General features: G+C 40.0%; 11 protein-coding genes. 5 read left to right on the top strand and 6 right to left on the bottom strand.

The features are described from left to right. The first annotated feature begins 30 nt into the window (after positions 1 to 30). Positions 31 to 1,800 carry an aspartate--tRNA ligase gene (gene aspS, locus Arg41_RS03000; protein WP_092490460.1) on the top strand — a complete coding sequence of 590 codons (1,770 nt, stop codon included), beginning with the start codon at positions 31 to 33 and terminating at the stop codon, positions 1,798 to 1,800. 28 nt (positions 1,801 to 1,828) lie between these two features. Here the strand turns inward: aspS and lgt are convergent, their stop codons facing one another. Next, complete coding sequence (lgt, locus tag Arg41_RS03005) at positions 1,829 to 2,629, bottom strand: prolipoprotein diacylglyceryl transferase (protein WP_092342878.1); 801 nt, start codon at positions 2,627 to 2,629, stop codon at positions 1,829 to 1,831. Positions 2,630 to 2,720: 91 nt separating this feature from the next. Here lgt and Arg41_RS03010 point away from each other — a divergent pair, with 91 nt between their 5' ends. Continuing rightward, a complete protein-coding gene (locus Arg41_RS03010; RefSeq protein WP_157722248.1) occupies positions 2,721 to 3,332 on the top strand; it encodes a glycerol-3-phosphate acyltransferase in 612 nt (203 codons plus the stop codon). Positions 3,333 to 3,350: 18 nt separating this feature from the next. Here the strand turns inward: Arg41_RS03010 and Arg41_RS03015 are convergent, their stop codons facing one another. Next, the gene (locus Arg41_RS03015) at positions 3,351 to 5,888 is read right to left on the bottom strand and encodes a bifunctional diguanylate cyclase/phosphodiesterase (RefSeq protein WP_172792659.1); all 2,538 of its coding nucleotides are present in this window, start codon (positions 5,886 to 5,888) and stop codon (positions 3,351 to 3,353) included. A 258-nt stretch (positions 5,889 to 6,146) separates the two neighbouring features. Continuing rightward, positions 6,147 to 6,845: a bifunctional hydroxymethylpyrimidine kinase/phosphomethylpyrimidine kinase gene (locus Arg41_RS03020; RefSeq protein ID WP_092342881.1), complete on the bottom strand. Its 699-nt coding sequence runs from the start codon at positions 6,843 to 6,845 to the stop codon at positions 6,147 to 6,149. A gap of 62 nt (positions 6,846 to 6,907) precedes the next feature. Between Arg41_RS03020 and Arg41_RS03025 the strand changes: the two genes are divergently transcribed. Genes Arg41_RS03025 through hemL form a run of 3 tightly spaced genes read left to right on the top strand, consistent with a single transcriptional unit; the run spans position 6,908 to position 11,433 of the window. Continuing rightward, a complete protein-coding gene (locus Arg41_RS03025; protein ID WP_092342882.1) occupies positions 6,908 to 7,888 on the top strand; it encodes an alcohol dehydrogenase catalytic domain-containing protein in 981 nt (326 codons plus the stop codon). A 14-nt stretch (positions 7,889 to 7,902) separates the two neighbouring features. Next, a complete protein-coding gene (locus Arg41_RS03030; RefSeq protein ID WP_092342883.1) occupies positions 7,903 to 10,101 on the top strand; it encodes a RelA/SpoT family protein in 2,199 nt (732 codons plus the stop codon). 54 nt (positions 10,102 to 10,155) lie between these two features. Next, the gene (gene hemL / locus Arg41_RS03035) at positions 10,156 to 11,433 is read left to right on the top strand and encodes a glutamate-1-semialdehyde 2,1-aminomutase (RefSeq protein ID WP_242641384.1); all 1,278 of its coding nucleotides are present in this window, start codon (positions 10,156 to 10,158) and stop codon (positions 11,431 to 11,433) included. Here the strand turns inward: hemL and Arg41_RS03040 are convergent. From Arg41_RS03040 to cutA, 3 genes are all read right to left on the bottom strand, one after another. Next, on the bottom strand, positions 11,407 to 12,003 hold the full coding sequence (locus Arg41_RS03040) for a hypothetical protein (protein ID WP_092342885.1): 597 nt from the start codon (positions 12,001 to 12,003) through the stop codon (positions 11,407 to 11,409). The two genes, hemL and Arg41_RS03040, sit on opposite strands and share 27 nt — an antisense overlap. Before the next feature lie 167 nt (positions 12,004 to 12,170). Continuing rightward, the gene (dsbD, locus tag Arg41_RS03045; protein WP_092342886.1) at positions 12,171 to 13,961 is read right to left on the bottom strand and encodes a protein-disulfide reductase DsbD; all 1,791 of its coding nucleotides are present in this window, start codon (positions 13,959 to 13,961) and stop codon (positions 12,171 to 12,173) included. Further along, positions 13,958 to 14,668 (bottom strand): divalent cation tolerance protein CutA, encoded by a 711-nt coding sequence (cutA, locus tag Arg41_RS03050; RefSeq protein WP_092342887.1) that lies wholly within the window; start codon positions 14,666 to 14,668, stop codon positions 13,958 to 13,960. The genes dsbD and cutA overlap by 4 nt, the downstream gene beginning before the upstream one ends. Positions 14,669 to 14,677 lie beyond the last annotated feature (9 nt).

Raw genomic sequence — 14,677 nt, forward strand, 5'->3', positions numbered from 1 at the left:
TTGTAAAGCTTTGTTTGTAAGGAGGTATGAGTGCGATCTCATTACTGTGGTCTTGTGTCTTTGGATGATGTTGGATCAACGATTTCATTGTGCGGCTGGGTGCATGGTGTGCGTGATCATGGTGGAGTTTTGTTCGTTTCTTTACGTGATCGTGAGGGGTTGATTCAGGTCGTTTTTCACCCGCAGGATGAGAAGTTGTTCGAAGAAGCTAGTACTTTGAGGGGCGAGTGTGTTGTGGGAATTTTGGGCACAGTGATTCGTCGGGAGCCAGAAACAGTCAATCTTCATTTGGCAACGGGATCTGTGGAGGTTCATGCTTCTCAGTTGACTATTTTTAATTTTTCCTTGACTCCTCCATTTCATTTCGATGACAAGGTTTCAGATGTTGTCCGACTTAGTCATCGCGTTGTTGATTTGCGTCGTCCTACTATGCAGAACAATCTAAAGACACGATATTTAGTTACTCGTTCTTTTCGATCTTTTTTTGACCAAAATGGTTTTATGGAAATTGAAACTCCATTGTTGACGCGTTCAACTCCAGAGGGTGCTCGCGATTACTTGGTTCCATCTCGAGTTTATCCTGGACAATTTTTTGCCTTACCGCAATCACCTCAACTATTTAAACAGATGTTGATGGTGGCTGGTTTTGATCGATACTACCAGGTAACTAGGTGTTTTCGTGATGAAGATTTACGTGCGGATCGTCAGCCTGAATTTACTCAAGTTGATGTTGAGATGTCATTTTGTTCTCAGGATAAGATTCGTGAGTTAATGGAATCTTGCGTGCGTCAAGTTTTTAATTCAGTTGATATTGAACTACCTTCTTTTCCTGTTATTAGTTACCAAGAAGCTATGGCTAAGTATGGATCAGATAAACCTGATTTGCGATCGCCGTTAGTTTTGACGGAGCTAACAGATATATCAAAAAATGTTGATTTCAAAGTTTTTTCTTCGGCAGCTAATATGAACAAAGGTCTGGTTTCTGCTTTGCGAGTACCGGCACGGGCCGCTTTAAGTCGCAGTGAGATTGATTCATATACAGGATTTGTTAGTCAATTTGGTGCTAAGGGTTTGGCTTGGATTCGGTTTAATAATGTTTCTTCGTTTTTGTCAAGCGGGTCACGTGAGGGGTTGCAGTCGCCAATAGTAAAAAATTTAAGCGATTCTTTCATTAGAATATTAATTGATAGATCTGGTGTTGTTGATGGAGATTTGGTGTTTTTTGGTGCCGATCGTAGTGATATAGTTTGTGGGGCAATGGGGGCTTTGAGGGTACAAGTATCAAAGGATAAGGGATTGATGAGTGATGGCTGGTATCCTTTGTGGGTTATTGATTTTCCGCTATTTGATCGAGATCCCAATACGGGTCGTTTGTTATCTTTGCATCATCCTTTTACAGCACCGACCAGAGACGAAGATTTAGATACTCCAGATTTATGTATTGCTCAGGCCTATGATTTGGTTCTGAATGGTACTGAGATAGGAGGAGGATCGATTCGTATTCATAAACCCTCCACCCAGGAAAAAGTGTTTTCTCTATTGGGATTAAGTTCGGAAGAATTTGACGATAAGTTTGGATTTTTCTTAAATGTTCTGCGCAACGGAGCTCCTCCACATGGAGGGATTGCTTTCGGACTAGATAGAATTTCTGCTTTGATTTGCGGTGAGGATTCAATTAGGGATGTTATAGCTTTTCCCAAAACACAAAAATCACAATGCCTACTAACCGGGTCTCCAAGTACGGTTAAAGATGATCAGCTGTTAGAGTTGGGCCTGTTACTTGCCAAACCGAAAGATTAATCACCACAGCGATCAGTCACCACAGTGATTAATCACCACAGCGGCTTTGTGACAAGTAGGAGTAAGATAGCATGCCAACACCGCAGATGAACAGAGGGATACAGTAGTACTGCCCCATGGATATTGTTACTCCTAGGCTTTTTATCGTCATAGTTCCATCAGGCACCCGGAACATCTCTGTGAATGATCTAGTCAGGGAGTAACCTATGAGATACAAACCGGATGTCGCACATCTGGGGCGGGGTCGCAGTGTAAACACCCACATCATTATGAATAAGAGCACACCGTCAATACCTGCCTGGTAAATTTGTGATGGATGGCGGGGAATATCGTCTACGCGTGGAAATATTACTGCCCAAGGTACGTCTGTTGCGCGACCTACAAGTTCGGAATTAATGAAGTTGCCGATTCTTCCCATGGCATATCCGGGAATGACTGATGGAGCAACGAATTCTATTGTTTTGATGAATTCGAGATTATGTCTATAACTCATGATAAGTACAGAAATGACTACACCTGCTAGTCCACCATGGAAGGACATTCCTCCATGCCACACTTTTATTATCTCGTATGGGTGATGCCAGTAGTAAAACGGACGGTACAACACTATTTCCCCTAATCGACCGCCTATTATTACACCTAAAACCCCGTACAATACCATCGTGTCTATCAGTTCAGTGGTTACCCATTGATAATGAGGAAGTTTTCTTCTGTAATAAGATAAAAACATGAAGCACAGAAACCCTAGAAAATACATGATTCCGTACCAATAAACTCTAACTGGACCTAAGTGTAGGGCAACAGGGTCTATGTTGGGATGAACAAACATTATCTCGTTCCATAGTAGTAGAGGTGTCTACAATTATAGAATGTTAAGGTAGTATTCGTCTCATTATTTTCTAATAATGGAGATTATATTTATGGATTGCTCGCAGAAGCTATTGTTTTTTTTTGCAATATCATACTTAGTAGGTTCATTTTCCTTTGCTGTTGTATTAAGCGAATTATTCGGTTTGCCTGATCCCAGGGCCTACGGTTCGTTAAATGCTGGTACGACCAACGTTTTTAGGGTAAGCAAGTTTGTTGCTGCTCTAACTCTATGTGGTGATTTAGCAAAATCTTATTTTGTTATGGTTCTTCCTAGGGCTGTTTGCTCGTATTGCAATGTGGCGGTATGTCCGTATGATCTTTCAGCTTTACTATTGGGAGTGGTTATTGGGCATATTTTTTCTGTATATAATTCTTTTAGTGGTGGAAAGGGAGTTGCTTGTATGGTAGGTGCAACTATGGCAGTTGATCCTTTGACAGCTGTTATAGGATCATTAGCAATGGTTGTTGTGGTAATTATTACGCGTTATTCCTTTTTATCGACTTTGTCTGGTCTTATGTTAATGGCCATTCTTTTGGCAAACAAATTTCCGACCGGCATTATAGTCGTATCCTATATCTGTGCTCTCGTTTTAGTGATAGCCAAGCATCATGCCAACATTTACAGATTTTTTAGGAAAGAAGAAAATAAGTTGCGCTTTTAGTAACAGTATAGTCTAGTCCTATTTTTTCATGTACTCGTCAAACTTTATCCAAGTACCGTCAGGTCGAAAATCGGTTTTTAGCAGATTCATAAATTCGTCCAGAGGTAGCGGTTTGGAGATGATGTATCCCTGTATTTCATCGACGGCCCACGATTTCATGAGAGCTACCTGCTCCATGGACTCAACCCCTTCAGCGATGACTCTTAGTTTGAGTGAATGGCCTAAGGCACATATAGCATTGGAAATGGCGCAGTCTTCTTGGTTATTTGGTAGTCCTCTGACAAATGATTGATCAATTTTTATGAAATCCAGGGGGAAACGCTTGAGATAAGCGAGGGAAGAATATCCCGTGCCGAAATCGTCTAAAGCTATTGATACCCCGATAGATTTTATATTATTCATTGCCTCCGTTGCTTCTTCTGGATTTTTCATGGCAGCGCTTTCTGTTATTTCAAGCTCCAGTGCATGTGTTGGCAAGTTTTTTGATGCTACAATACTGGTGATGGTTTCAATCAATGATTTGGGTGCGAACTGTTTCGCAGATATATTTACTGCTAGGGATATTTGGTGGCCTGCCATTCGCCATTTTGCCGCTTCTGAGCATGATTTTTCTAGCGATACTTTTCCTAACTCTTCTATAATGCCCTGTTCTTCCGCTACTTCTATGAATTCATTAGGTGATACAATTCCTTTTTTAGGATGGTTCCAGCGCATCAATGCTTCTGCCCCTACGATTCTTAGATTTTCTAGTTCTATGCGTGGTTGATAGAACATAAGGAATTCATCGTTTGCTATTCCTCTTCGTATTTCTTCCGCTAAGATTGCTTTTTTAGCCGCTATTTCAGACATTTCGGGGAGGTAAAATTGAATGATGTTTCTACCTAGATCTTTTGCTCTAACTGTTGCCAGATCGGCATTTCTTAGAATAGAGGTGCATCCTATGTTTTTTTCAGCGAAGGCAATCCCTATACTTGCGGTTATGTGGTATTCGCGACCTTCAATTGTGATTGGTTTTCTTATGGAGAGAAGAAGACGTTCAGCTATGTGTTTAGCACTTTCCGGAGTGGCAACCTGGGTCATAAACAGTATGAATTCATCGCCATTTAGTCTAGATAAAATATCCCCTGATCTTTTTAGTTCTGATAATCTCTCAGCAATAGTTTTTAGAAATATGTCTCCTACCGTATGTCCTAAGGAATCGTTTATTGATTTGAATTTGTCGAGATCAATGAAAATTATACCTATTGGCCACTGAGTAAGTGGGCTATTCATAGTTTTATTTATTATGTCTTCTATACAAGCTCTATTGCGTAATCCAGTTAAAGAGTCTTTGAAAGCAAAGTTTTTAATTTTTTCCTCTATTTTTTTGTAATCGCTTATATCAAGAATTACTCCTTTTAATCCTTCTGCATTGCCATGTTTATCATGTACAGATTGGAGTTTTGCACGTACCCAACGACTTTCTTCTGTATGCATGATGCGAAATTCCAAATCAAAAGTTTTTTCTTTTTTGGTGTCCTCTGTTTTTGTGAGAACTTTTCGTACTTTTTCTCGATCAGCAGGGTCTACTAGTTCTAATATGTTTTCTAGGCGAGGAGTGGGTGGTTTGATTCCAAATATGGAGAACATTTCGTCACTCCAACTAACTTTATTAGTTTTGTAGTATATTGCCAGGTTTCCTACGTGTGCAATAGCTTGTGCCTCGCGGAGTATTTCTTCACTAACTCTTAGTTTGTCAGTTATTTTTTTTGCAATGTTTTTTGCAATGTTTTTTGTTTTAGTTATCGAGTGAATTAGTAACGAAACTAAGGAAGAAATTAAAACTCCAAATATCAATACCCAGTAACTAGTATTTTTATTATCTACGGGCAATACAAAGAAACGGAGAATAAATTTTTTTCCAATATTTAAGTAGGAATCATAAGTATAGTATCCATCATCTTTTAGGTGATAATAATCTAGAATTTTTTTGTTTTTTGAATCTTCTAAATCTATTTCGACTGATACGGGGTTATTTTCTCTGTTTGTATTAAGAAGTGAGTCTAGACTAAATATAGTTACCAGTGTTCCTTTTTTTTTTAATGGAGAAAGGACAGCTATTAGGCCATTACGAGGGTTAAGCGCTAGTATTTGTTCTTTCTCTTTTTCGTTTAGTAATGCATTGTTTATAATGTTTTTTTGTTTGGAGGATAAATTGATGGGATGGTATGGTATGGTCCAGGATAGACGTTTGTTCTTGAAAAGAGATACAGAATTTAGTCCCGTCAAGTCTTTTTGGTAATTATAAATGCGAAGAGTTTTTTTTATTTCCTTAGATTGATAGTGATTGTAGGTTTCAATAAATTTCTTTATGAAGGTAATAAGGTGAAAATGATTACTTAAATGTTGGCGTACTTGATTTTTGAAATCATTTATTCTTTGTAGACTTTCTATACGTACTTTTATTTTTTCTTGATGTTCAAAGAAGCAGAAGTTTGCGTAAGCAGCTGCAGTTCCAAGCATAAAAACTATGACAGAAATACGTACCTTGCTAAGAAATGGCAGATTTTTCAACACAATTCTATTGATGAGTGTTTGCACAGTAATATATTTGTACCGTAAAAGGAATATTCTAAGGTTATGTTGCTGTGTTTTTGACAAGGGGAGGATGTGAGTATAGTTTTAGGCGTGGTGTGGGTGCTTAGGATGGTGTAACCAATTTTGGTTACATCTGCCATTTCCAAGTCATGTCACTAAAGTGATTGGGTTTTTCTTAACCACACAAACTACGTAACTTAGCAGTAACGTAGTTTTGTTTTTGTGTAATCCAGTTCTTTAATCTGGGTAAATTGACAATCTCTGAAGCGATTGCATGGGATCAATGCCTTGCGCAATGCAACATGACAAGGTTGTTGCTATTTCCTGCTCACACATACGGGTAGTGCTATTTTGAGACATCTGAATACACTGTCCATCATGAAATAGGTTGTACGTAGCCTTGTTGTCACTATTGCTGATTAATAGCAAATATTTGCATCCATACTGGATTATTTTCTCCAATTGTTTGCTTGTTTCAATTATATTAGGACATAGGTGAGTTGCTAAGCTTGGAAGATTATCTTGATCTATGACCAAAATAAGTGTCATTTTTAGAATAGATTGACAAAATTTTCTGACTTTTTGAGAGTCAAGAAACTTCTTCCCGTTAGGTATCAGTGCACGTCCATCAATGACGATAGGTACATCAGCAAACATTTTCTGCAGCTTTTGTCCTATCAGTAGACCTATCTCCTGAAAATTTAGTAATCCCAGCCTTATAGCACATATGTTGCAATCTTTCAGAAGTTCTAGTTGTTGAAGAACCTGGTAGGTGTCTAGGCAATAGTGCAGGATTGGTTTGTCCGAGTGAATTCCAGTAAGAACGCTTATGGTGTGGCATTTTTGCTGAGTTGTTATGCGAAGATCGAATCCCAGGCCGGTTTCATGAGTAGGATTTAGGTCCGTAATAATTAATAAAGTTTTATTTTGAGTCATTTTCCTTTTAACCTGGCAAAATTTAATTCCAACAATACTAGACAATCTACAAGGAAATTTCTATGTGGTATGTGAATCATTCGTCGATGGGCAAAATGATCTTGTCCAAAACAGAAATAATTTATCCCCAAAAACATCAACTTCGTATTCGTGTTGCTTATGCAGGGATAAATCGTACGGATGTTTACCAATTGCAGGGATTATATCGTCCACCAAAAAATGCTAACCCAGTTTTGGGTTTGGAGGTTTCTGGCTTTGTTGATGCTGTAGGGGATGATGTTCCTAAAGAATTGCTTGGTAAGCGTGTGTGTGCTTTGGTTAACGGGGGCGGGTATTCTGAATATGTGGTTTGTTTCCTTGGATCTTGTTTGATTATTCCAGATGAAGTTTTGCTGTCGGTTGCTGCTGGAATTCCTGAAGCATGGTTTACCGCTGCGTTGTTTTTACACTATATTCGGCCTCTCTCCAGAGGTGATCGTGTCATTATCCATAGTATTTTAGCTAATGTGAGCCGTGCTGCTGCTATGTTGTCCCAGTGGGTTGGATCATCTGTTTGGGGTACAGTTGGTTCTGCCAAAAAGGTTGACATTTCACCAATTTTGCCTAAGGAAAACGTTTTCTGCCGTGACCTAGAAGATTGGGATCAATCTTTAATTAAAGCCAGTAACGGTGGAGTGGACGTTATTTTTGATGTTGTAGGAGCGGCCACTTTTAGTGCTAACTCCAGAGTTATAGGTATGAATGGGACCTGGCTAATGGTTGGTTTTTTATCTGGAGCACAGTTGTCTAAGGCTAGTTTAGCCCCTATATTACTTAAGCAGGTAACCCTGCGTGGAGCCACTATGAGGTCTCAGCCCAAGGACGTGGTTGGGACTATACGAAACTGGCTCGATACTCAGTGGAAATCCGGGCTTCAACTGCCAGATACTGTGTGGTTGAATCACATATTTGAATTTAATCAAGCAAATGAAGCACATGAGAAACTTATGGGATCTGAAACCGTGGGCAAGATAGTATTACAGATATCTTCCGATGAAAAGTAGGGAGTATAATTATCATGTCAGTTGTAGCAGACAAGAAGAAGAGTTTTTTTGATATTGACATGTTGCAGTCGATGGTCTTCAGTTCATTATCTGATGAAGATCATGAAACGTTTAGGGCTATTGAGCGTCTGGCGAGTTCTTTTCTGTCGGGTAGGTGTTGTCCTTCACACGGCGAGGATTCTCTGCACCATGCCTACGGTGTTTCTGCAATTATTTCCCAGCTAGGGTTCGGGAAGGAATCTGTTTATGCCTCCCTTTTGTTCCTTATTCCGATTTTATCAGATGACTATGAGCTTTCCTTGAAGAAATTGAGTGAGTTAGTTGATCCTGATACTTTTTCTTTGCTTAAAGGAGTTGCAAAAGTTTTTCGTATTAAGTTTTTTCGTTACGAAGATATACAAATATATAGTAGCCAAAGAATGAATGCTGAGTCTTTTCGGCAAATGATATTGGCACTAGTAGAAGATATTAGGGTTGTAGTTATTGTATTGTCATCTCATTTACAGATATTGCGTTATTTGACGACAGTTGAGTTGGGTCCTTTTCATCAGCAATTCGCTCAAGTAGTTTTGAACATTTTTGCTCCGCTGGCTAATCGTCTTGGGGTCTGCCGTATTAAGTGGGAGCTCGAGGATTTAGCTTTTAGATTTTATAAGCCAGAATTGTATAAGTCCATTGTTCAGAAGCTCTGTGCCAAACGTAAGGAACGAGAATTGTTTATTCAGCAATGCATGGACAGTTTAAGTGCATCGTTGGATGATGAAAATATCAACCACAAGATCTATGGACGGCCTAAAAACATATATAGCATATACAATAAGATGAATTATAAAAATATTGGTTTTTCAGATTTGTATGATATACATGCCATACGTATATTAGTTCAGTCAGTTCGTGATTGCTATGTTGTTCTAGGAATTGTTCATGGCTTGTGGGCTCCGTTGCCTAAGGAATTTGATGATTATATTCTCCAGCCTAAGAGCAATTTATATCAATCTTTGCATACTGTTGTTCAAGTAATGTCTGGTAGAAATTTAGAGGTTCAGATTAGAACGTTTGACATGCACCAACACGCAGAACTTGGGGTTGCTTCTCACTGGCGCTATAAGGAACGGTCTAGTGTATCATCATATGACTATAAGATATCGTTGCTTAGGAGGTTGCTAGTTTGGCGCGATGATTTGGCCCAAAATCTAACATGGGCAGATTGTACTCAACGTGCCCAATTGAATCAAACGATATATGTTTTTACACCACAAGGACAAGTTGTTGCGTTGCCTAGGGGGGCTACTCCTATTGATTTTGCATATTCACTACATACCGAAATTGGACATTCTTGTAGGGGCGCAAAAGTTAATGGAGCTATAGTTCCGTTGGATACGTCTTTGGATACGGGACAACGGATTGAAATCCTGACATCAAAGCATGGTGTGCCATCTCGTGATTGGATAGGGTGTTCTCCGGTTTATGCCGTTACCAATCGAGCGCGTTCAAAAATTAGGCAGTATCTTCACCAAATTGATGATGTTAAAGATGATGTTTTCCTTAAAGGAAAACAGATGTTATCTAAAAAAATAGCGCAGATAAAATGTTCCAGTGTTGCTGTCGAGGAAGTTGCCACCAAATTTGGTTTTGTCGATGTTAAATCCCTGTATAGAGCTGTGTACAACGGAGATATATCTGCCAAAATGTGGCGATCTTTGCGTAGAGATAGCCTAGGGGCAGATGTTTCCACTCCAAATGTGTCATCACTGCCATTTATATCATCGACTGATTTTTCAGTGATGGGTGTGTCTGGGTTGTCAACTCGTTTATCTAATTGTTGCCACCCTATTCCTTCAGATGAAATGATGGGGTTTGTGACATCAGATCATTGCATTTCTATTCATAGAAATGATTGTCCTAATTTGCAGAGAATTTTAAAGAAAAGACCAGAACGAGCAGTGACTGTTCAGTGGAATCAAATTATGAGGTCTATAGGGTCATCATGGCTTTATAGCTTCAAAATAGAACTTTTAGACTCAAAGGATGGGATTAAATCAGTTATGGATGTTTTTGCTCGTCAGTCCGGTAGGATGATAAAACTGCTCTCTAGCTTGCATCGTGATATTTTAGTGGTACACGTAGTTTGGGAGACTGATCCTGATAGATATGAAGATTTGATTATGTCATTGCGTAGAATTGCTGGATTTATTAGGATCTATCGTGTTTAGATACAATGTGGCAGTATTGTTTGTTGAAGGAGTGTTTTCATTACACACGATAGCTTGTGGGTCAGGGCACAAAAGGTTATACCGGGAGGAGTTAACTCTCCAGTTCGTGCGTTTAAAGGGGTTGGTGGTGAACCACTATTTTTTGACCATGGTCTGGGTTGTAGGCTGTGGAGCGAAGACGGTGTTGAGTACATTGACTACGTTTGTTCCTGGGGGGCAATGATTCTGGGGCATGCTGATTGTGATGTGCAGCGTGCTGTCAATGATGTGGTTGCGAAGGGGTTTTCCTTTGGTGCTCCTACTGTCAGAGAAGTGGAGTTGGCAGAGTTTCTGTGTTCCTACGTTCCATCTATGGAGATGGTTCGTTTGACCAATTCAGGAACTGAAGCAAATATGGCTGCTGTAAGGTTGGCTCGCGGATATACCGGTAGAAATTTAATAATAAAGTTTGCCGGGTGTTACCATGGCCATTTGGATTGTCTCCTGGTTAGTGCTGGTTCCGGTTTGCTAACTTTTGGTACACCTAGTTCTGCAGGTGTGACGGATAAGTGTTCATCAGAGACTATAGTTGTGCCATATAATGATGTTCCTGCGATACAAACCGTATTCGATAGTCTTGGTTCGGGCATTGCCTGTTGCATTGTAGAGGCTATTGCTGGGAATATGAATCTTATTATTCCTTCGTTGGAATGGGTCCGGTGTTTGCGTTCTCTTTGCACTAAATATGGCTCCGTCTTAATTTTTGACGAGGTAATGACGGGTTTTCGTTCCCACCAAAAAGGGGCCCAGGGTTTTTTTGGTGTTGAGGCAGATCTTGTTACCCTTGGTAAGGTGGTGGGAGGTGGGTATCCATTGGCTGCTTGTGGTGGTTCCTATGAGATAATGAAAAATTTTAGCCCCTTAGGTCCGGTGTATCAGGCTGGTACTTTGTCAGGCAATCCAAGCGCTGTTTCGGCTGGCTTATCTACTTTGAAAAAGATTTTTTCCATCTCCGATTTTTTCGATGTTTTATCGTTAACAGCATCGCGGTTTGTCGATTTGATGATTAAAGCTGCTAGTGATGCTGGCTATAAGAATTTTTCAGGACAGAGTGCGGGGGGAATGTTTGGATTATATTTCCGTTCATCGGTTCCTACATCCCTGGATGAGGTTAAGACATGTAATGAAGATGATTTTAGAAAGTTTTTCCATCTCATGCTGAAGAGAGGTGTTTATTTTGCTCCATCTGCCTATGAAGCCGGATTTATTTCTGCGGCTCATAACGACGATGAGGTGCTTAGATTGACTTATGACGCCGCGTGTGAGTCATTTGATGAATTGGTTAAAAGTTAGCGTAGAAATGTTTTCAGACAAGCAAGTAGGCAGTGGGGAGCAGTCTATTGCCATCGAATGCGCGATAGCAAATGCTGCGGTGGCCACATCGTAAGAGTCGTGACTGATGAACAAGGATACTCTGTTATTTTCGGCAATTCTGAGAGCAGACAATCCGAGGACAAAGAAAGATGATGCTATTGACTCCGCGGTGATTGATAGAGTGTTATCAATTCTTATAGTACCAGTAAGTAGGGAATGTGGAGCGATGATTACTCGTTTGGATGACCAAATGCCGGCATTTTTTGATGGGATAAAAATCATTTTTGCTAGAGTTGGTGATTTTTGCTTTTCCTTGGTGTTGCTGTCAGGGTCATCTTCTTCATATTTTGTTTCATTCTCGCCTTCGCTATCCTGAGAAAAACCATCCAACGCGAATATTCCCACGGACGGAGATGTGTAGAAGGGGGAAGGAGAAAATGAAATTTTCCTAGGGTTGGCTTTTCTCCACAGTTTTTCCAGGGTGCACGGATTTGATCGAGGGTATACAGGTTGCATGACCATATTTGGGATAAGGACTGTAGTAAGCATTAAAATCTCTCCATTTGCAGCACCACCCAATCCAGGTATTCATTGATACACATATATTACTCTTCACATGCTAAGTGCACAAGAACAATCGTATTCCACCGCTCGGCGTTATCATATAAGGAAAGTCATTTACGTATAACTACCATGCTCTGCTCGAAAAAAATGTTCTAGCTCTTCACGTCTTTCAATGCCTTTAAGAGATCGTCACTGCTCTGAAAGCCAATCAATTTTTTGTACTTACTTTCTTCTTTGTTGCCGTATATTATTATTGCTGGAGGCCCAAATACTTCATACTTTTTCATCAATTTGCGATTGCTGGAATTATTTTCAGAAACGTCAATAATAAATCTATCGAAATTTTTGAGCTTATCGACGACATCTGGGTTAACGAACGTTGATTTCTCCATTTTGTTGCATGAAGAGCACCATTTTGCAGTTATCTTGATTAGTACGGGTAACTGTCGGTGACTTAATATACGATTTAATTGCTTAGTTGATTCAATCTGGTTGAATGAGAGTTTTTGCCTCTCTGCTGATGTAACACTGCCCCCGGTAAGTGACGGCTCACAGTGATTAGACGTACATTGCGTTGATAAGTTGGAACCAATATGAACACCCAACAGTAAGCAGATCAACCCTATAAATCTTATAGGGGCAGTTGTTCCTACTTCGAAGAATCCACTCCAAACACAGCATGCTAGCAGCAAAAGCGTGTAGGACAGAGATGCTATTTGTTGCGGAATAACTGGAGATACAATATGCACGGCCAGACCTAGTAGCGAAAAACCACATATTTGCTTAATCTTTTCCATCCATGCGCCAGCTTTAGGAAGTATTTTGTCAGCTGACAGACCAACTATTACTATAGGAATCCCCATCCCTAATGCCAGCATGAACAGTGCTGTTCCCCCGAGAACTACATTACCCGTCTTAGCTATGTATAGCAGTGTCCCTGCAAGGGGGGGGGCTACACAAGGCCCGATTATTAGGGCTGATAGAACACCCATTACAAATGTTCCACCCATGGAGGCATTGTCTTCAAACCGACCGCTGAGGGTTGATATCTTGGTAGATAAGCTAGAAGGAAGCCCGATTTCAAAGGCCCCAAACAGGGATAGCGCCAATGCCGATATGATTGTAGCAAAGGTGAAGAGAACAAACGGATTTTGCAGCCAAGCAGATAACAAGGTTCCGCTTAGGGCAGAGACAATGCCTACAATGGTGTAAGTTAGACACATTCCCATCGTGTAAGCTAGCGATAAAAAGAAACTGTGAAATTTGGACAGTTTCTTCTGTCCGATAAGAATGGAGGAAATTATTGGTATCATGGGGAAAACGCAAGGGGTAAACGTCAACATGATCCCCAATCCTAAAAACAAAAGAAGGGTGGATAATTTGTTACGTATGTTCAGTTTTTCGAAGAAAGGGTCAGAGTTGTCACTTCCATCGGTTTGTTGAGCTTTAGTTTTATTAACTTTGTTTGGTGACGGCAAAGTGATTGTGTATTTTTGTGGTGGGTAGCAAACCCCAGCTGATGAACACCCTCTTAACGCAACTGAGATTGTTATTGGATTATGAGATGGTTTGAGAAAATTAAAAGAGATATCCACTGGTGAGTCATATACTTCTACAGAGCCATCTTGATCATCTGCTTTGATTTTTGCTGAGGGGAAGTGAATCTGACCTACTTTAGTGCCATTTTTGGGGTTGATTGTTGTTATAGAGATGCTTTTTTTGTAAACGTATACGCCTGTAGCCGGCTCAATGTGGACACTTACACGACTGCCTTTTCTGTGGGCCTGAACTTTGAATGCTTCATCAGGTGACATGATTTTTTGTGCCGAGTTACCACTGCTGAAGCTTATATTATCCAGGGAGTTTGAACCAAAGGAGAAATTACTAAGCATCAGAAGGAAAGAAAACGACAAAAAAGCCACTAACCCAAAATTCTTTCTCATTGAAAAACCTTTACTGTTTCACGTACCCAATTTAAATAACTTTCTAATCCACCTGAAACAGGTTGTACGGTTATTTCAGGCACTATGTCCGGGTGCTTTCTCTCGATTTCGGCTGCGATCGGGTTAATTGCACCGGCAACTGTTTTAAGTTCAAACGGAAAAATAGTATGCGTGTGCATCTTATTTTCCCAAACGTAGCTAGTGACAGCTGAATGCAGTAAATTACCGCAAGCCGCCAGTTTGCATTCTACAAGGCACTGGATTATATCTGTTGCTAACTCCGCACTTGGTGCATGGGATTTCACTACCACCACATCTTTTGAGCAATTTATCACACTTTCTGGCGCAATAGCTAGGTTCGACCTTGTTTTGAATAGATCTACACCAACGCTTTCTATGCACTCTACTGGGCGTTCCTTAAATACTTGTAGGTGAACAGACTCAATTAGTTGATACTCAAACAGGTAAGCCATTAGGCGTTGAGCCATACTTTCCAGTAATAAAAATTTCTCATTATTTATTATATTATTGATTCCAAATATAATATCATCGTAGTCAATTTCTGGTTTCGAGTCGGTAGGGGAGTGAGGTTTTATGGGCAAGTGCAAAGTTGCATTGATGGATATAGTTTGTTTTTGGTATTGCTCATAGGCATAAACGCCTACAAATGCTTTTTTAACCAAGTTTCGTAGGATAATTTTGCTCATTACTTTACC

This window comes from Candidatus Ichthyocystis hellenicum (genome assembly GCF_001460935.1).
GTDB lineage: Bacteria > Pseudomonadota > Gammaproteobacteria > Burkholderiales > 2013Ark19i > Ichthyocystis > Ichthyocystis hellenicum.

What these genes read in the sequence shown, in the direction of transcription:
- Arg41_RS03020 (WP_092342881.1), bottom strand. Translation starts at nt 6,845, where the DNA reads ATGACTCAAAATAAAACTTTATTAATTATTACGGACCTAAATCCTACT.
- Arg41_RS03010 (WP_157722248.1), top strand. Translation starts at nt 2,721, where the DNA reads ATGGATTGCTCGCAGAAGCTATTGTTTTTTTTTGCAATATCATACTTA.
- dsbD (WP_092342886.1), bottom strand. Translation starts at nt 13,961, where the DNA reads ATGAGAAAGAATTTTGGGTTAGTGGCTTTTTTGTCGTTTTCTTTCCTT.
- Arg41_RS03025 (WP_092342882.1), top strand. Translation starts at nt 6,908, where the DNA reads ATGTGGTATGTGAATCATTCGTCGATGGGCAAAATGATCTTGTCCAAA.
- Arg41_RS03030 (WP_092342883.1), top strand. Translation starts at nt 7,903, where the DNA reads ATGTCAGTTGTAGCAGACAAGAAGAAGAGTTTTTTTGATATTGACATG.
- Arg41_RS03040 (WP_092342885.1), bottom strand. Translation starts at nt 12,003, where the DNA reads ATGCTTACTACAGTCCTTATCCCAAATATGGTCATGCAACCTGTATAC.
- cutA (WP_092342887.1), bottom strand. Translation starts at nt 14,668, where the DNA reads ATGAGCAAAATTATCCTACGAAACTTGGTTAAAAAAGCATTTGTAGGC.
- lgt (WP_092342878.1), bottom strand. Translation starts at nt 2,629, where the DNA reads ATGTTTGTTCATCCCAACATAGACCCTGTTGCCCTACACTTAGGTCCA.